At 60.6% G+C, this 16,064-nt stretch carries 16 protein-coding genes, 1 tRNA gene and 2 rRNA genes (1 of these 19 only partly in view); 8 read left to right on the plus strand and 11 right to left on the minus strand.

Going from position 1 to position 16,064, the window contains the following annotated elements; translation table 11 throughout:
- Positions 1-34: 34 nt before the first annotated feature.
- From ACZ5ZH_RS10845 to ACZ5ZH_RS10855, 3 genes are all read right to left on the minus strand, one after another.
- Positions 35-526, minus strand: coding sequence for a Dps family protein (locus ACZ5ZH_RS10845; protein WP_196224850.1), 492 nt, complete (start codon positions 524-526; stop codon positions 35-37).
- A gap of 133 nt (positions 527-659) precedes the next feature.
- The gene (locus ACZ5ZH_RS10850; RefSeq protein ID WP_464771516.1) at positions 660-1,226 is read right to left on the minus strand and encodes a TMEM165/GDT1 family protein; all 567 of its coding nucleotides are present in this window, start codon (positions 1,224-1,226) and stop codon (positions 660-662) included.
- 15 nt (positions 1,227-1,241) lie between these two features.
- A complete protein-coding gene (locus tag ACZ5ZH_RS10855) occupies positions 1,242-1,574 on the minus strand; it encodes a hypothetical protein (RefSeq protein ID WP_449474466.1) in 333 nt (110 codons plus the stop codon).
- Positions 1,575-1,781: 207 nt separating this feature from the next.
- Here ACZ5ZH_RS10855 and rpmG point away from each other — a divergent pair, with 207 nt between their 5' ends.
- Positions 1,782-1,949, plus strand: a complete 168-nt coding sequence (gene rpmG / locus ACZ5ZH_RS10860) for a 50S ribosomal protein L33 (protein ID WP_007687342.1) — start codon at positions 1,782-1,784, stop codon at positions 1,947-1,949.
- A 195-nt stretch (positions 1,950-2,144) separates the two neighbouring features.
- On the opposite strand, the gene ACZ5ZH_RS10865 is transcribed toward rpmG, so the two are convergent.
- Both ACZ5ZH_RS10865 and ACZ5ZH_RS10870 read right to left on the minus strand, forming a co-directional pair.
- A complete protein-coding gene (locus ACZ5ZH_RS10865; protein ID WP_464771517.1) occupies positions 2,145-4,013 on the minus strand; it encodes a PhoX family protein in 1,869 nt (622 codons plus the stop codon).
- A gap of 247 nt (positions 4,014-4,260) precedes the next feature.
- Positions 4,261-4,623, minus strand: a complete 363-nt coding sequence (locus ACZ5ZH_RS10870) for a response regulator (RefSeq protein WP_196224854.1) — start codon at positions 4,621-4,623, stop codon at positions 4,261-4,263.
- A gap of 71 nt (positions 4,624-4,694) precedes the next feature.
- On the opposite strand from ACZ5ZH_RS10870, the gene ACZ5ZH_RS10875 reads away from it, so the two are divergent.
- Genes ACZ5ZH_RS10875 through ACZ5ZH_RS10895 form a run of 5 tightly spaced genes read left to right on the plus strand, consistent with a single transcriptional unit; the run spans position 4,695 to position 7,936 of the window.
- Positions 4,695-4,991, plus strand: a complete 297-nt coding sequence (locus tag ACZ5ZH_RS10875) for a DUF3572 domain-containing protein (protein ID WP_464771518.1) — start codon at positions 4,695-4,697, stop codon at positions 4,989-4,991.
- Positions 4,988-5,650, plus strand: a complete 663-nt coding sequence (locus ACZ5ZH_RS10880; RefSeq protein ID WP_464771519.1) for an HAD family hydrolase — start codon at positions 4,988-4,990, stop codon at positions 5,648-5,650. The genes ACZ5ZH_RS10875 and ACZ5ZH_RS10880 overlap by 4 nt, the downstream gene beginning before the upstream one ends.
- Entirely contained in the window at positions 5,640-6,104 is a 465-nt protein-coding gene (locus tag ACZ5ZH_RS10885; protein ID WP_464771520.1) for a RidA family protein, read from the plus strand. Before ACZ5ZH_RS10880 ends, ACZ5ZH_RS10885 begins: the two co-directional genes overlap by 11 nt.
- Positions 6,085-6,810, plus strand: a complete 726-nt coding sequence (locus tag ACZ5ZH_RS10890; RefSeq protein WP_464771521.1) for a glycerophosphodiester phosphodiesterase family protein — start codon at positions 6,085-6,087, stop codon at positions 6,808-6,810. The genes ACZ5ZH_RS10885 and ACZ5ZH_RS10890 overlap by 20 nt, the downstream gene beginning before the upstream one ends.
- Positions 6,803-7,936 carry a GNAT family N-acetyltransferase gene (locus ACZ5ZH_RS10895; protein WP_464775181.1) on the plus strand — a complete coding sequence of 378 codons (1,134 nt, stop codon included), beginning with the start codon at positions 6,803-6,805 and terminating at the stop codon, positions 7,934-7,936. Before ACZ5ZH_RS10890 ends, ACZ5ZH_RS10895 begins: the two co-directional genes overlap by 8 nt.
- 3 nt (positions 7,937-7,939) lie before the next feature.
- Here the strand turns inward: ACZ5ZH_RS10895 and ACZ5ZH_RS10900 are convergent, their stop codons facing one another.
- Positions 7,940-8,236: an SEL1-like repeat protein gene (locus tag ACZ5ZH_RS10900; protein WP_460987013.1), complete on the minus strand. Its 297-nt coding sequence runs from the start codon at positions 8,234-8,236 to the stop codon at positions 7,940-7,942.
- A 198-nt stretch (positions 8,237-8,434) separates the two neighbouring features.
- On the opposite strand from ACZ5ZH_RS10900, the gene ACZ5ZH_RS10905 reads away from it, so the two are divergent.
- Entirely contained in the window at positions 8,435-9,712 is a 1,278-nt protein-coding gene (locus ACZ5ZH_RS10905; protein WP_464771523.1) for a multidrug effflux MFS transporter, read from the plus strand.
- Positions 9,713-9,752: 40 nt separating this feature from the next.
- Here ACZ5ZH_RS10905 and ACZ5ZH_RS10910 read toward each other — a convergent pair whose 3' ends face one another.
- Positions 9,753-11,369, minus strand: coding sequence for an amino acid permease (locus tag ACZ5ZH_RS10910; protein WP_464771524.1), 1,617 nt, complete (start codon positions 11,367-11,369; stop codon positions 9,753-9,755).
- A gap of 140 nt (positions 11,370-11,509) precedes the next feature.
- Here ACZ5ZH_RS10910 and pgeF point away from each other — a divergent pair, with 140 nt between their 5' ends.
- Positions 11,510-12,268 (plus strand): peptidoglycan editing factor PgeF, encoded by a 759-nt coding sequence (gene pgeF / locus ACZ5ZH_RS10915; protein WP_464771525.1) that lies wholly within the window; start codon positions 11,510-11,512, stop codon positions 12,266-12,268.
- A 22-nt stretch (positions 12,269-12,290) separates the two neighbouring features.
- On the opposite strand, the gene ACZ5ZH_RS10920 is transcribed toward pgeF, so the two are convergent.
- From ACZ5ZH_RS10920 to ACZ5ZH_RS10935, 4 genes are all read right to left on the minus strand, one after another.
- Positions 12,291-13,202: an oxidoreductase gene (locus tag ACZ5ZH_RS10920; protein ID WP_464771526.1), complete on the minus strand. Its 912-nt coding sequence runs from the start codon at positions 13,200-13,202 to the stop codon at positions 12,291-12,293.
- Positions 13,203-13,451: 249 nt separating this feature from the next.
- Positions 13,452-13,528: transfer RNA gene (locus ACZ5ZH_RS10925), tRNA-Met, on the minus strand.
- 83 nt (positions 13,529-13,611) lie between these two features.
- Positions 13,612-13,726, minus strand: a 5S ribosomal RNA gene (gene rrf, locus ACZ5ZH_RS10930).
- Between the two features lie 134 nt (positions 13,727-13,860).
- A 23S ribosomal RNA gene (locus ACZ5ZH_RS10935) occupies positions 13,861-16,064 on the minus strand; it runs 595 nt beyond the window's last position.

Genomic DNA, 16,064 nt, shown 5'->3' on the forward strand with positions numbered 1-16,064 from the left:
CCTCCAGTTTCATGCTGGAGGGCCTTTTTATGTGTCAGCCGTTGCGGCCAGCTTCGAACAGGAACCAGGCGCGCTCTTCGGCCTGGTCGGTCCAGTCATCGACAATGCCTTCGGTCGCGTTGTCGCCAGCCTCGGTAGCTGCGGACTTGGCGGCGCGCAGCGATTCAACGAGGCGCAGATTATCCTCGCGCAGTTCGTTCAACATGTCGGCGGGGCTGACATATTCCGCGTCATTATCCTTGATCGACTGGTGACGGCCAATGTCGCCGATCGACCGCAGGGTTGTATTGCCGGTCTTGCGGACGCGTTCGGCAATGGCATCAGTCACCGCTAGGATTTGCGCCGCCTGTTCATCGAACATCAGGTGATAGTCGCGGAAATGCGGCCCCGACACATGCCAATGGAAATTCTTGGTCTTGAAATAGAGCGCATAGCTGTCCGCGAGCACGCCGTTGAGCGCTTGCGCCACGGACTTTGTCGCGTTGCTCCGCAGGTCGGTGGGCGTCTTGAGATCGGGGGCTGTCATATCTTGCTCCTGGCTCGTGAAAATGATTTCGGGGGTATAATGATCTGATGGCGATAAGGTGCCATCTCAGGGCGGGAATTACCCGACGAAATCATCGCTCAGACTGATCCATTCCGTCGATCAGTGAGAGCGCCTACACCAGCCCCATGGCGGTTACGCCCAGCATCAAGGCGATGATCAGCATCAATGCGGCAGCGGTCAAGCGGATCGCCTTGATCGGCCCCGGACGAAGGATGCTGTCACGGAGCAAGACGACCGGAATAAGCGCCGCCGTCACGCCGAGCGCGCCGCCAACTCCGGCCAGCAGCGGTTCTGCCGTCCGCGTCGCGATGCCCAGGATCAGGAATTGAGAGCCATCGCCAAAGCCAAGGATGAACAGCCCCAGCGCGGTGGTGAGGAACGGCCCTGTCGGCCATTCCGCGAGAGGATCGGGTGCTTTCACCCGCCAAAGGAGGCCTATGCCCAAAAACAGCACGGCCAGGGCAAGAAACAGCAGCCGCGCATCAGAGCCCAGCATTGGCGCCAGAAACGCGCCCGCGACGGCGGCGATCGCCGCATTAGCCGCAGCGGCCAGCATGATGCCCGCAATGATCGCGCCATCGCGGCTGAAACGCGTCGCCAGCGCCAGCACCAGTAATTGATTCTTGTCGCCAATCTCAGCCAGGAAGCATCCGAGCAGCGCGGTCAGCAATGCATCCATCGGCAGGGAAGGTCGTCAGCAGGAAAGCGGCGTTCCGGCGGTTGCTGCCGGTTTCGCTGCCATGAGTATCGGTATCACCTGCGCATCGGACATTTCCGCCGCGATGGCATCCCGCATGAGGTCGAGGTAGGACAGTATGACCGGCCCCGTGCCCTGCAAAGACAGCGCGGATTGCAGCGTGTCCGCCAACCCTTCGACGCTGTCGAGATGATAGGCGCGGGCGACATGGCGAATCTGGTCAACTTCATCGCTCAATCGCAGCAGGCTCACCTGCCCGCGCTGCCCGGCAAGGCCGTCCACGCGGCGCAGCATATCGGCAAGAATGGCCAGCATCGGATCATGTCGCATGGGAAGCATCCCCCTGTCCTGTCGCTCCGATGACAAGATGCATCGGAACCTGTTAAGGCCGCGTAAAGTCTAGCACGCGGCCCGTTCAGCCGCCACGCGCGTCTTGACATTATCCCGAATCTCCCTCATGGGCGGCTGCTGAAACGGGGCGGCCCTTCACGGGGCCGCTTCTCTTTTTCACGATATTCACGACCAGGAACCAGGGCCATGGCCAAGCCAGCAACCGTCAAGATTCGCCTCGTCAGCTCGGCTGACACCGGTTTCTTCTATGTTACCAAGAAGAACCCGCGCACGAAGACCGAGAAGCTGAGCTTCCGTAAATATGATCCGGTCGTGCGCAAGCATGTCGAGTTCAAGGAAGCCAAGATCAAGTGATCTAAAGGCGGCTTCGGTCGCTTCGATCCATTTGATGGCTTCGATGGAAAAGGCCCGCCCCTGTCAGGGAGCGGGCCTTTCCTTGTGTCATTGAAACCGTGCTTCCGTTCGTTTCGAGCGTGTCGAGAAACGGTTTGAGAGGCTTCTCGACTTCGCTCGAAGCGAAGGGAGGAGGGCGCAAAGCCCTCCCACCAATCAGTTGCCGACTGGCTGACCGTCGGTGCGCGTCACGACGATGGTCGATGAGCGCGGCTGCTGCCCGGCGACCGGCCAGTCACCCGTGGGATGCTGGATGTTCACGAAGAAGGTCTTGAGATCCGGCGTGTAGGCGATGCCGGTGATCTCACAGCCAGCGGGGCCGACTAGGAAGCGCTTGGACTGCTTGCTGGTCTGATCGACATAGAACATCGCGTTGTGACCGAAGGCCTGATCGATGGTCGTGCCGGTCACGCCCGAATTGCCGGGGACACTGTGGTCCGTCTGCACCCAGAGGCGACCCTGCGGGTCGATGCGGATGCCGTCAGGGCTGGAGAAGGTGTCGCCATTGATATTGCCGACCAGATTGGCACCACCTGATGCGAGGCTGGGATCGCCCGCCAGCAGGAAGATTTCCCAGGTGAAGGTCGTCGCCAGCGGCGAATTGTCCTTCTCCTTGAACTTGATGATGTGACCGTGGAGGTTGCGCGTGCGCGGATTGGGCGCGTCGGTGACCTGACGGCCGCTATTGTTGGTCAGCGTGCAATAGATGGCGCTGTTGTCCGGCGCGACGGTGAGCCATTCCGGACGATCCATAACGGTGCCGCCCGCGACACGCGCAGCCGACTTGGTGTTGATCAGCACGTCCGCCTGACTGTTGAAGTTGACGATGACGGGCGTGGGCGGCGTCGTGCTCTGGCTGATGTTGCCGGGGTCCGAAGCGCCGGGCAGAAGGCCGTTCTGCCCCTGCACCAACGCGCGCCATTCGCCCGTACCGTCTGCGTTGAAGCGGGCTACGTAGAGCGTGCCATAATCCAGCATGCCGGTATTGGCGGCACGGTTGGATGTGCTGAAAGCGCGATCGGGCACGAATTTGTAGATGCAGCCCGGCGTGCTGTCGTCACCCATGTAAAAGGCAACGCGGTTGTTGCTGTCGGCCATATGCGCGACATTTTCATGGTCGAACCGGCCCATGGCGGTGCGCTTCGTCGGATCGGCCAGTTCCTGATAGGGGTCGATTTCAACTACCCAGCCGTAATTTTGCGCAGGCTGCGTCGGATCGAGATAATTGTCCGTAGTTTCTTCGCAGGTCAGATAAGTACCCCAGGGCGTGCGGCCCGAGGAGCAATTGTTGAGCATGCCCTTGATCGTGCCGGACAATTGGCCCGCAGCGGGGCCGCCCGCGCGATAGCTGCTGTTGCCGGTGTAGCGCTTGTTGAAGCGCGAGCCTGCCTTCACCGTCCATTTGCCATCGCTACCCTTGGCGACTTCCACGACCGAGATGCCGACTGCCGAAAGCGCCAACGCTTTCTGGTCAGCGGTGGCAGTGGCGGCATTGTAGCTGCCTGTGAAAAGGATGTTGAAGTCGGGCAACTCATGATTGATCGCGATCAGTCCGCCACTGTTGGCGTCGGTGCCCGACAGCGCGAAATATTCCATCCCGTCATGGTTGCCGCCCGCCCATTTTTCGGCGTCAGCTGGCGTCGGGAAGCTGCCGGAATAGGGGGTGCCAGTTTCAACGGAGTCACCCGCTTTCAGCAGGACATCGACACTGTAGCCAGCCGGGACCGTGACTGTATCATTCTGATTGGCGGCAACCGGCGCGAAGGCGATCGCATAGCTGGGCGCGGGTGTCGGAGTAGGCGTGGGGCCGGGCGTGGGAGTCGGGAAGGCGGTATCCTCATCATCGCCGCAGGCCGCAAGCGTGCCGAGCATCGGCAGAATGGAAAGACCCAGCAATCCATTCTTCAGCACGGAACGGCGGCCGGGATTGGCGGCGACGATGGCTTCAAGGCAGTTGTTGCCTGCGTCGATCCTGGGTTCCGCATCGCGAAAAGGCGCGCGCGCCTCGTCGGTAAGGTGAGACATGAATTACCCCTGTTCCAGATCGGACTGTCGGCGGAATGCCGCGTCCCTGGCCCGGGGCTTGGCAGCGCTGCGTGAAATCAGCGCTTCATTTCAGGGACATGGGCATGAAAGACCGATGACGGTCTGATGACGATCACCGATAGAGCGCGCTGCGCTTAATTTGACGCAGGTCGCGCGCTCTAGTTTTGTTTTCGCATCGTTGTAGACGCAAAACCGGTTCCCACTTTTGCGCACGATGCTCTAGCCGTTACAGCAGGGCATTCACCTGCTCGACAAAGCGCAGCACCGAAATGGGCTTTGACACATAAGCCTGCGCCCCCGCGCCGCGAATCCGGTCCTCGTCGCCCTTTCCGGCATAGGCGGTCACGGCCATGATGGGGACAGATGCCAAACGCGGATCGCGCTTCAGCGAGACGATCAGGTCGAGGCCGCTGACATGGGGCAGGTGAATGTCGGTGATCACCAGGTCCGGGCGAAACTCCAGCGCTTGCGAAACGACGTCGCGCCCATCCCGCAACGGCAGCACTTCATGGCCATGCGCGCGCAGAAGGTCGCAAAAAAGTTTGAGATTGAGTTCGTTGTCCTCGACAACGAGCACGCGCTTTGCCACCAGTCACCCGCGTTAAATGATGCGCATTGTAAAAGCGCGCTGATACAATTGCCCCTTGCCGAGAATCAATCATGCGTTCCGACAGCCCCGATAGCAAGCAACTTGGCCCGGCCGATGGCGAAGAGGCCCTGACACTGGCCCTGATGGCGCTTACTTGGACATTGGGCGATGAGCAGCGGGCGGATCGGCTGCTGGCGCTTACGGGACTGGACGCGGACGCGTTGCGCGCTGGCGTGAACAATCCTTCGGTGTTGCGGGCGGTGCTGGATTTTCTGGCCGATCATGAGCCGGATTTGATCGCCTGTGCCGAGGCGCTTGATACCAATGCAGCGGCGTTGATCACGGCGCGGCGGGAACTGGGCCGATGAGCCGTCCCCTGATCATAACGGATTGCGACGAGGTGCTGCTGCACATGGTCGTTCCCTTCCGCGAATGGCTGGACGAGCATCATGCCGTGCATTTCGATATGCGCGAGCGCGGCTTTGCCGAGGCGCTGCGCCACAAGGACAGCGGCATCCCGCTGGAGCGCGAACTGGTCTGGCAGCTGCTGGTGGGCTTTTTCGATACCGAGATGCATCGCCAGATGCCGATCGCCGGAGCGGTTGAAGCGATGGGCAGGTTGTCGCGCATCGCCGATATCGTTGTGCTCACCAATATCGGAGAGCGGCATCATCAGCAGCGCGTGGAGCAGCTCGCGACGCATGGCCTCGATTTCCCGGTGCATTGGAACCATGGACCCAAGGGCGCGCCGCTGGCCGCGATCGTCGCCGAGCGGCGGCCGTCGGCGGCGCTGTTCATCGACGACCTGGCCGAGCATCATGAATCCGTAACCGAGCATGCGCCGGGCGTGTGGAGACTGCATATGGTGGGCGAACCTGAAATTTCGGCTGATGTCGATGCCGCCCCCTATGCCCACGCCCGGATAGACGACTGGGCAACGGCGGAGAGGTGGATCGCCGATCGGCTTGCCGACGGCTCCGCACCATTAAAGATTGATAACCCAGATGGAGTCCCAAATGAGCGTTGAAGCCCGCCTTGCCGAACTTGGCATCACCCTGCCCGCAGCAGCCGCGCCGGTGGCCGCTTATGTCGCAGCAGTGGAAGCCAATGGCCTGCTGCATATTTCCGGCCAGATTTCGCTTTCCGAAGGACAGTTGATGACGGGCCGTCTCGGCGAAGATCGCGACCTTGATTATGGCGTCAAGGCGGCGCGGGCCTGCGGCCTTAACCTCATTGCCCAGATCAAGGCGGCGCTGGGCAGCCTGGACCGGGTTGAGCGGATTGTGAAGCTGGGCGCTTTCATCAGCAGCGCCCCGAGCTTCACGGACCAGCCCAAGGTAGCCAATGGCGCGTCGGAACTGATGGTCGAGGTCTTCGGCGAGGCAGGCAAGCACGCCCGCAGCGCCGTGGGCGTGCCGGTGCTGCCGTTGGGCGCGGTGGTTGAGATCGACGCGGTCGTCCTTGTCCGGCCGGCGGCCTGATCTTTCCTTCCTGACCGCCCGCCCCTTCGCCCATCGCGGGCTGCATGGGGCGGGCATCAGTGAAAACGGCATGGCCGCTTTTCGCGCGGCCATTGCGCAAGGCTGTGGGATCGAATGCGATGTCCGGCTGAGCGGGGATGGCGTCGCGATGGTCTTTCACGACGCCGCCCTCTCACGAATGACCGGTGTCGAGGGGTTGCTATCGGACCACCCGACCGAACGCCTTGAGCAGATGAGACTGGCGGACGGCGGCGGCCTTCCACGGCTGGAGAGGCTGTTGCAGACATGCGGGCAAACGGTCCCGCTGCTGATTGAATTGAAGGTCACGGGCCGCCATGTCGCGCCCCTCTGTGCAGCGGTAGCCCGCGATCTGGCGAAGCATCCGGATGCTCTGGCCGCTATCATGTCCTTCAACCCCATCGCCGTGCGCTGGTTCGCCCGGCACATGCCACAGGCGGCGCGAGGTCTGGTGGTGACGGAGCAAGATGACGCAGGATGGCGCGGCGCTGCCCGGCGCGGTCTTGCACTTTGGGTGGCGAGACCCGACTTTATCGCCTGTGATGTTCGTGACCTTCCTTCCCGTTTCGCAGCGCGGGCGCGTGCGCGCGGTCTGGCCGTGCTGACCTGGACGGTTCGCACGAAGGCCGATCATGCTGTGGCCGCCCGCCATGCGGACCAGATCATATTCGAGGTTCCGCGTGACTGAATGCGTGGTGCGGGTAGCTGGCGGGGTTGCGGAACTGCCACACGATCAGTGGGACGCCTGCGCCGGAACCGCCAACCCCTTCATGAGCTGGGATTTTCTGGCCGCGCTGGAACGATCGGGCAGCGTCGGCCCCGGCACGGGGTGGCAGCCCTTGCCGATGCTGATCGATGGTGCCGACGGACAGATTGCCGCCGCAGCGCCGCTGTACGGCAAGACGCATAGCCAGGGCGAATATGTGTTCGACCATGGCTGGGCCGACGCGTGGGAGCGCGCCGGGGGCCAATATTATCCCAAGATACAGCTCGCCGCGCCTTTTTCCCCTGTGCCGGGGCCGCGATTGCTGCTGCGCGATGCCGCGCTGGCACCGGCGCTGATCGCGGGGATCGAAAGCCTTGTCGATAGCAACGGCCTGTCCTCCGCCCATGCAACGTTCATCGAGCCATCGCAGGTTTCGTTGTTCGAAGCGGCGGGCTGGCTGATCCGCGAAGACAGCCAGTTCCACTGGATCAATCGCGGCTATCGCGACTTCGACGATTTCCTCAGCAGCCTGTCGAGCGCCAAGCGCAAGAATATCCGCAAGGAACGCGCGCGCGCGGTCGAGGGACTGGAGATCGTTCACCTGACCGGCCGTGACCTCAAGGAAGCGCATTGGGACGCCTTCTGGCATTTTTATCAGGATACCGGATCGCGCAAATGGGGGCGGCCCTATCTGACGCGAGCCTTTTTCTCGATGCTGGGGGCAAATATGGCGGATCGGGTGCTGCTGATGCTGGCGCAGCGTCATGGCAGGCCAATTGCGGGAGCGCTCAACCTGATTGGTGAGGAGGCGCTCTATGGCCGCTATTGGGGTTGCGCCGAGGACGTCCCCAACCTGCATTTCGAGCTATGCTATTATCAGGCGATCGAGGTCGCCATCACGCTTGGGCTGTCCCGGGTCGAGGCCGGAGCGCAAGGGGGCCACAAGCTGGCGCGGGGATATGGACCCGAGCCCACTTATTCCGCCCATTTCCTGCCCAACGCTTCGTTCCGCCGGGCCGTCGCCGAATTTCTCGCCGCCGAACGCGCAGGCGTGCAACAGGGCCGGATCTGGCTTAGCGAACGGGCGCCGTTCCGCAAGCAGGGCTGACTATCAGGCGGCGCGCAGCTGGTTTGCGGCAATCCAGGCGCGCGCCTGACGCTGCGCCTCGGCGATTTCGCGAGCCGTCATTTCTTCGGCTATCTCGGCGCGCATCACCTGCCCTTCCTCATTGCCACGCAGCGCGGCGAGGTTGAACCATTTATGCGCTTCGATCAGATCGACTGACTTACCGCCGGTTCCGCAGCTATAGGCGACGCCCAGATCGAAACAGGCCTCCGCCGATTCCCAGCCCGCCACTGGCAGGCGGCTTTCCATCAGAAACTGAGCACTTTTCAAACTGTTTGCCACGACCGAATCCCCCTGTGGATTTCGAGATAATGGTTTTCGACAGGCCGCAGGGTGCACTGGCGGGGGATAAAAAATGGTTAACGCGGATTTGAGGGTTTATGCATCATCGCCCGAAAGTCCTGGAGGGGAGAAGGTTAATGCGGCGGGTTGCGTGATGTTAAGCTGGCATAGCAACCGGATTGATCCCATAGCCGCGCCATGACCAACCTTTCTCCCCCGGTCGCAATCGGACAACCAAAGAAAGACATCGGCTTTCGCGAATTCGTGGTGCTGAGCGCTTGCCTGATGGCGATGAATGCGCTGTCGACCGACCCGATGCTGCCTGCCCTGCCCGCGATCGGGCACGATCTGGCGGTGGCAAATGCCAATGACCGGCAGTTGATCATCAGCGTCTATTTTCTGGGGCTGGGCGTGGGATCGCTGCTGTTCGGGATTTTGTCGGATCGATTCGGCCGCAAACCCGTGATGGGCAGCGCGCTGGCGCTGTTCATTGCATCGACCATCGGCTGCGCGGTGGCGCAAAGCTTTCCTCTCATGCTGTTGGGCCGGGCGTCTGCGGGCTTTTTCGCCGGAGCGAGCCGGGTGATCGCCGTGGGCATCATCCGCGACCGGTTTAAGGGAGACGCGATGGCCAGGGTCATGTCGCTGATCCTTGCCGTCTTCATGTTGATACCCGTGATGGCGCCCAGTTTTGGGCAGGCGATCCTCTGGTTCGCGCCATGGCGATGGATATTCTGGATTCTGGCTATTCAGGCGGCGCTGATCCTGATCTGGATGGTCATACGCATGCCCGAGACGCTGAAGCCCGAAAACAGGCTGCGGATGAACCCATCAACGATCTTTCGCACCATGGCGACGGTGCTCACCAATCGCAGTTCAGCAGGCTATATGCTGGCGAGCGGCGTGGTGATGAGCGGGCTCATCGGCTTCATCCTTTCGGTACAGCAGATTTTCTTCGACCTGTTTCATGCCCAGTCTTTCTTCCCGATAGCTTTTGCGATCATGGCGGGCAGCATGGGGGTCGGCAGCCTGCTGAACAGCCGGCTTGTATCGCGATTCGGCGCGCGGCGGCTGAGCCAAGGTGCGGTTCTGTCCATGATCGCGACGAGCGCCGTCCATCTTGTCGTGATCGCATCCGGCCGGGAAAGCATGTTCACCTTCATGTTCTTCCAGTCGGCGACGATGATGGCCGTCGCTTTCACCGCGTCCAATTTCGGCGCGATTTCCATGGAGCCCTTTGCCAAGGGCGCGGGCGCGGCGTCTTCCTTTCAGGCGTTCCTGACCACGGCGCTGTCCAGTGCCTTGGGTAGCGTGGTCGGGCGGGCGTTCAACGGGACGACCATACCTCTGACGATCGGTATGCTGGCATTCGGGATCGCGGCGCTTCTTATCGTGCTGTTCGCCGAACGCGGGAAGCTCTTCACCCGCCCGCATCATGGTGCGTTGCGAGAACCGGAATTCGACCCCGTCCACTAAAAAGCAAGGCGGCGATCACGCCGCCGCCTTCCTCAGTTGATCAGGCGTCGCGTCCGCCCGGCGTATGCGCACCGGGCATCGGTGGCACCGGCATCGGCGGGACATCGGCATCCTGCTCATGCGTCTCGACGAGGCCTCGCGCGACATGGCTCTTGCGATAGCCATAGAGGAAATAGAGCAGCAGCCCCACGCCGCCCCAGACCGGAAGCACGAGCTGCGCGTCCACGGGCAGGTTGAAGAAGAGGAAGAGACAGCCAAATGCCGCCATTGGCGCGATGAACCAGATGGCGGGCGTTCTGAAGGGGCGCGGGCGGTTGGGATCGCGCACCCGCAACACCAGCACGGCGATCGCCACCATGAAGAAGGCGAAGAGCGTTCCGGAGTTGGAAATGTCGGCCAGCTGGCCCACGGGCAGCAACGCAGCGCCAATGGCGACAAAGACGCCCGTCACCATGGTTACGATGTGCGGCGTCTTGAAACGCGGATGGATGCTGGCAAGCTTTTCCGGCAACAGGCCATCGCGCGCCATGACGAAGAAGATGCGGGTCTGGCCGAACATCATCATCAGGATGACCGACGGAAGCGCCAGATTGGCCGCAAGACCCAGCGCGTTTCCGACCACGGTCCAGTTGATCGAGCGCAGAACATGGGCGAGCGCCTCATTCGAACAGACCAGATCCCCTGCATGGGCTGCGGTCGCGCAGGCCTGAGCGAAACCGACCGATCCAGGTGCGACGATCGAACCGTCCAGACCAAGAACCGGCTGAGCGCCAATGGCGCCAATCGCACCCGCAGCGACCAGCAAATAGAAGACGGTGCAAATCGCAAGGCTGCCGATAAGGCCTATGGGCACGTTGCGTTGGGGATTCTTGGTCTCCTCCGCTGCGGTCGAAACGGCATCAAAGCCCACATAGGCGAAGAAGATGGAGGCCGCCGCACCAACAACGCCCATCCCGCTCGTGCCCTGAGGTCCGAACCACCCGTTGGGCGTGAAGGGGGAGAAATTGCCCTTGTCCAGCGCGGGCAGTGTCAGCGCGATAAAGGCGGTCAGCGCCGCGACCTTGATCGCGACCAGCACCGCATTGACCCGCGCGCTTTCCGTGGTGCCGATGACGAGCAAGGTGGTCACTGCCAGCGCGACGACGATGGCCGGAATGTTGATGACGCCATGCGAAAAATCGGCATGCGGGATGAAGCCGTTGAAGCTCCAGCCAGGCCCTGCTGACAGGGCGTGGGGTAGCTCCAGCCCCGTCATGCTCTTCATCAAACCCATGAAATAGCCGGACCAGCCCACCGAAACGGCGCTGGCGGCCACGGCATATTCCAGGATCAGCGCCCAACCCACCATCCAGGCCAGCAATTCGCCCACCACCGCATAGGTATAGGTATAGGCTGAGCCCGACACCGGCACCATCGATGCCAGTTCCGAATAGCAAAGCGCGGCGAAGGCGCAGACTGCTCCGGCAATGACGAAGCTCCACATCATGCCCGGCCCGGCCTTTTGCGCGGCGGCGGCGGTCAGTACGAAAATGCCGGTCCCTATGATGGCACCGACACCCAGAAGCGTGAGCTGTATCGGCCCCAATGTCCGAACGAGCGACTTTTTTTCCGCGGTCGCCAATATGGCGTCCAATGGCTTGATGCGCCCGAAGATCATGCGTGGAGCCCTTTGCCTGTCATCTTGTCCCCGATCGGCCGCGAAGCCGACCCGTTATATCTGACGCAGAGACTATCGCCTATTGTGGCCCGCGCAAGTATGTTGCGCGACTTCGGCACATTTGTCCAAGGGAGCTACTGATGATCGAACTGCTGCGCGCCGCCAGCCTGCACGATGTGCCGCATGGCTTTGCCGGGCGTCGTGGCGGTGTGTCGGGCGGGGTGCATGCTGGCTTGAACGTGGGCTTGGGTTCAATGGATGAGCGAGAGGCGATCCTGCGCAACCGCGACTTGGCGAGGGATGCGCTGCTGCCCGGCGCGGCGCTGGTGACCGTGCGGCAGGTCCATTCGCCGGACGTGGTGACCATCACCGGCGCAATAGATGAGGCGGATCGCCCGGCGGCCGATGCCATGGTGACGGATCGCCCCGGGCTTGTCCTCGGCATATTGACGGCCGATTGCGTGCCGGTGCTGCTCGCGGACCCCGGAGCCGGGGTGGTGGGCGCGGCACATGCGGGTTGGAAAGGCGCCATGTCGGGAGTCACGGACAGCACGCTGGCGGCGATGGAAAAACTGGGTGCCCGGCGTGAGCGGATTAGCGCCGCGATCGGCCCCTGTATCGGCCGCGCTTCTTATGAGGTGACAGTCGATTTCGCCCGCAATTTCGAGGAAGAAGATGTGGAAAATGGCCGCTTCTTCTCCGCTGGGCGCGAAGGCCATTGCCAGTTCGACATCGCGGCCTATGTCACGGCGCGCTTGGCTCAGGCCGGGATCGGTCGGGTCGAGATGCTGGATGAGGACACCTATAGCCAGCCCGATCGCTTCTTCAGCTATCGCCGTTCCTGCCATCTGGGCGAGCCAAGCTATGGACGGCAAATTTCCATGATTGCCGTCGGCTGATGCAGCAGCCTGCGTCGGGTGGTCAGTCGGCCGGCAGTTGTGGATCGACCCCGGTCAGCTCAATCGAAAGATCCCAAAGCCGCCGGGCATCCTCAGTACCGCTGGCGCGCTTGTCGATCAGCGCAGGTCCTGACTCACCGCGCATTTCCCATCGCCCCTGAGGTCCGAAATAGTCACCACCCTTCGCGTTCGGATCGGTAGCAGCCTGAAGAGTCGGCCACGCTGCCGCCGCCACCGGATTGAAAAGCGGCCGCACAATCGGCAGCAACGGCTTTGTCCATCGGGGAAGATGGCGCATGAGTTCGGTCAGGGAAACGCCCGGATGGCAGCCGATGGCGCTCACCGGAGATGCCGCAGCCCGTAGCCTTCGGTCGAGCTCAAGGGCGAACAGCAGGTTGGCCAGCTTGCTTTGGGCATAATAGACGTTGGGACTATAGCCTTTCTCGGCGTTCCAATCGTCCCACAGCATGCGCCCCTGACGGTGTGCCAGGCTGGACGTAACGACCACCCGCGAACCGGCGGTTTCAGCGAGCTTCGGCAACAAAAGCGCCGTCAGCGCGAAGGTCCCCAAATGGTTCACGCCAAATTGAAGCTCGAACCCTTGGGCCGAGCGGGTAAGGGGCGGTATCATCACGCCCGCATTGTTGATCAGCACGTCGAGCCTGGGTTCGCTGGCGACCCTTTCGGCTGCAGCTCGGACGCTTCCCAGATCTGCCTGATCGAGTAGAATGAGATCCAGTTTCGCGCCGGGAGTTGCGGCCGCAATCTGCGCCATTGCATCCGCGCCTCTAGCTGCGTCGCGACAGCCGAGCAGCACCCGCGCACCTTTCGCTGCCAAAAGCTTGGCGGTCTCAAAGCCGATACCGGTGTTAGCGCCGGTGACCAGGATCGTGCGGCCGTCCTGACCCGACACCTGCTCATTGGTGAACCCCATTCCCGTCTCCCGCTTTTTCCGCCTTATCGATCCTTAGTCACCAATCGTGGGTGAGAAGACAAGGCTAATCAGCTTAGCGCATGGCATGGAGGTGTCGGCGTAGCAGCACCGCGAGTTAAGGAAGGCGCTGGACGTTTCGGCATTGCTCGAGATGTTTGGAAAAACTTCTGTCGCCCTTTGTGGTCGCGCGCCATATAAACGACAAAACCCCCGGCGTATTTCACGCTGGGGGTTTAGGTCGTACACCGTTGGTTGCGGGAGCAGGATTTGAACCTGCGACCTTCAGGTTATGAGCCTGACGAGCTACCGGGCTGCTCCATCCCGCGTCACCAAAGGCAAAAGGGCGGCTTTATGGGCCGCCCTTTTGTGAAATTGTGATGGGTTTTTATTTCAAAGCGCAAGCTTCAATGCCTGGCGACGCCCTACTCTTCCGGGGCTTGAGCCACAGTACCATCGGCGCAGACTGGTTTCACGGCCGAGTTCGGGATGGGATCGGGTGGGTCACAGACGCTATGGTCACCAAGCAATGAAGCTTGCGCTTTGGGTTATAATCGATGCCGTGCACGGTATTTGGTGTTTGTATTGGTTATCTGGCTTGAGGTGATCACCACGCTCAATGGCTGACGCTGTTTCCAGCATTGTCATTGATGGTGGGACTCTCAGGCGCGATCAGAGCAATTAGGACCGGTTAGCTCCATATGTTACCACACTTCTACATCCGGCCTATCAAGGTCGTGGTCTACGACCGCTCGAAGAAATCTTATCTTGAGGGAGGCTTCCCGCTTAGATGCTTTCAGCGGTTATCCCGTCCATACATAGCTACCCTGCTGCGCCCTTGGCAGGACGACAGGTACACCAGAGGTATGTTCAACCCGGTCCTCTCGTACTAGGGTCAACTCCTCTCAAATTTCGACGCCCACGGCAGATAGGGACCAAACTGTCTCGCGACGTTCTGAACCCAGCTCACGTACCACTTTAATTGGCGAACAGCCAAACCCTTGGGACCTGCTCCAGCCCCAGGATGTGATGAGCCGACATCGAGGTGCCAAACGATTCCGTCGATATGAGCTCTTGGGAATCATCAGCCTGTTATCCCCGGCGTACCTTTTATCCGTTGAGCGATGGCCCTTCCACGAGGGACCACCGGATCACTATGACCGACTTTCGTCTCTGCTCGACTTGTCAGTCTCGCAGTCAGGCGGGCTTATGCCATTGCACTCTAACAGACGGTTTCCAACCGTCCTGAGCCCACCATCGCGCGCCTCCGTTACTCTTTAGGAGGCGACCGCCCCAGTCAAACTACCCGCCACAGAGGGTCCCTGCACCGGATAACGGTGCGAGGTTAGACATCAGAAAACAACAGGGTGGTATTTCACCTATGGCTCCACGACAACTGGCGTCATCGCTTCAAAGCCTCCCACCTATGCTACACAGTTCTTTCCTAATGCCACTCTGAAGCTGCAGTAAAGGTGCACGGGGTCTTTCCGTCTAACCGCGGGTACTCCGCATCTTCACGGAGAATTCAATTTCGCTGAGCATATCCTGGAGACAGTGGGGAAGTCGTTACGCCATTCGTGCAGGTCGGAACTTACCCGACAAGGAATTTCGCTACCTTAGGACCGTTATAGTTACGGCCGCCGTTTACCTGGGCTTCAATTCAGAGCTTGCACTCCTCCTCTTAACCTTCAGGCACCGGGCAGGCGTCAGGCCCTATACGTCGTCTTGAAGCCGACTTAGCAGAGCCCTGTGTTTTTGCTAAACAGTCGCTACCCCCTGGCCTGTGCCCCCCACAAAAAGTTGCCTTGATGTGGGGCCTCCTTCTTCCGAAGGTACGGAGGCAATTTGCCGAGTTCCTTCAGGATACTTCTCTCAAACGCCTTGGTATACTCTACCATTCCACCTGTGTCGGTTTAGGGTACGGTCTATACGGAGGGGCTATTTCCTGGGACAACTTCACTGCCCGGACCAATCCAATAAGGCCGAACAATTTACGCCATCCGTCACACACCTCCAGGCCCACGAATATTAACGTGGTTCCCATCGACTACCCCCTTCGGGCTCGTCTTAGGGGCCGGCTTACCCTGCTCAGATTAGCTTTAAGCAGGAACCCTTGGAATTTCGGCGACAGTGCATCTCACACTGTTAATCGCTACTCATGTCTGCATTCGCACTTCCGATACCTCCACGACCCATTACCAGATCGCTTCAACGGCCTACGGAACGCTCCGCTACCGCGTGATCGTAAACGATCACACCCTAAGCTTCGGTGCACGTCTTGAGCCCCGTTACATCTTCGCCGCAGAACCTCTTATTTAGACCAGTGAGCTGTTACGCTTTCTTTAAAGGATGGCTGCTTCTAAGCCAACCTCCTGGTTGTTTTGGAAGTTCCACATGCTTTCCCACTTAGACGTGACTTGGGGACCTTAGCTGTAGGTTAGGGCTGTTTCCCTTTTGACGACGGACCTTAGCACCCGCCGTCTGTCTGCCGAACTAGACTCGTTGGTATTCGGAGTTTGGTTAGTATTGGTAGATCTCGCGACCCCCGCAACCATCCAGTGCTCTACCCCCAACGGCAATCATTCGACGCTCTACCTCAATAGATTTCGCGGAGAACCAGCTATTTCCCGGCTTGATTGGCCTTTCACCCCTAAGCACAACTCATCCGATAATTTTTCAACATTAAACGGTTCGGTCCTCCAGTGCGTGTTACCGCACCTTCAACCTGGTCATGCATAGATCGCCGGGTTTCGGGTCTAATGCATCAAACTCTGTCGCCCTATTCAGACTCGCTTTCGCTGCGCCTACACCTAACGGCTTAAGCTTGCTTGATACACTAAGTCACAGACCCATTATGCAAGAGGT

The sequence above is a fragment of the Sphingobium sp. TomMM7A genome (genome assembly GCF_055397305.1).

Coding starts and splice junctions, on each gene's coding strand:
- ACZ5ZH_RS10845 (WP_196224850.1), bottom strand. CDS start 526: ATGACAGCCCCCGATCTCAAGACGCCCACCGACCTGCGGAGCAACGCG.
- ACZ5ZH_RS10850 (WP_464771516.1), bottom strand. CDS start 1,226: ATGGATGCATTGCTGACCGCGCTGCTCGGATGCTTCCTGGCTGAGATT.
- ACZ5ZH_RS10855 (WP_449474466.1), bottom strand. CDS start 1,574: ATGCGACATGATCCGATGCTGGCCATTCTTGCCGATATGCTGCGCCGC.
- rpmG (WP_007687342.1), top strand. CDS start 1,782: ATGGCCAAGCCAGCAACCGTCAAGATTCGCCTCGTCAGCTCGGCTGAC.
- ACZ5ZH_RS10865 (WP_464771517.1), bottom strand. CDS start 4,013: ATGTCTCACCTTACCGACGAGGCGCGCGCGCCTTTTCGCGATGCGGAA.
- ACZ5ZH_RS10875 (WP_464771518.1), top strand. CDS start 4,695: ATGCGTTCCGACAGCCCCGATAGCAAGCAACTTGGCCCGGCCGATGGC.
- ACZ5ZH_RS10880 (WP_464771519.1), top strand. CDS start 4,988: ATGAGCCGTCCCCTGATCATAACGGATTGCGACGAGGTGCTGCTGCAC.
- ACZ5ZH_RS10885 (WP_464771520.1), top strand. CDS start 5,640: ATGAGCGTTGAAGCCCGCCTTGCCGAACTTGGCATCACCCTGCCCGCA.
- ACZ5ZH_RS10905 (WP_464771523.1), top strand. CDS start 8,435: ATGACCAACCTTTCTCCCCCGGTCGCAATCGGACAACCAAAGAAAGAC.
- ACZ5ZH_RS10910 (WP_464771524.1), bottom strand. CDS start 11,369: ATGATCTTCGGGCGCATCAAGCCATTGGACGCCATATTGGCGACCGCG.
- pgeF (WP_464771525.1), top strand. CDS start 11,510: ATGATCGAACTGCTGCGCGCCGCCAGCCTGCACGATGTGCCGCATGGC.
- ACZ5ZH_RS10920 (WP_464771526.1), bottom strand. CDS start 13,202: ATGGGGTTCACCAATGAGCAGGTGTCGGGTCAGGACGGCCGCACGATC.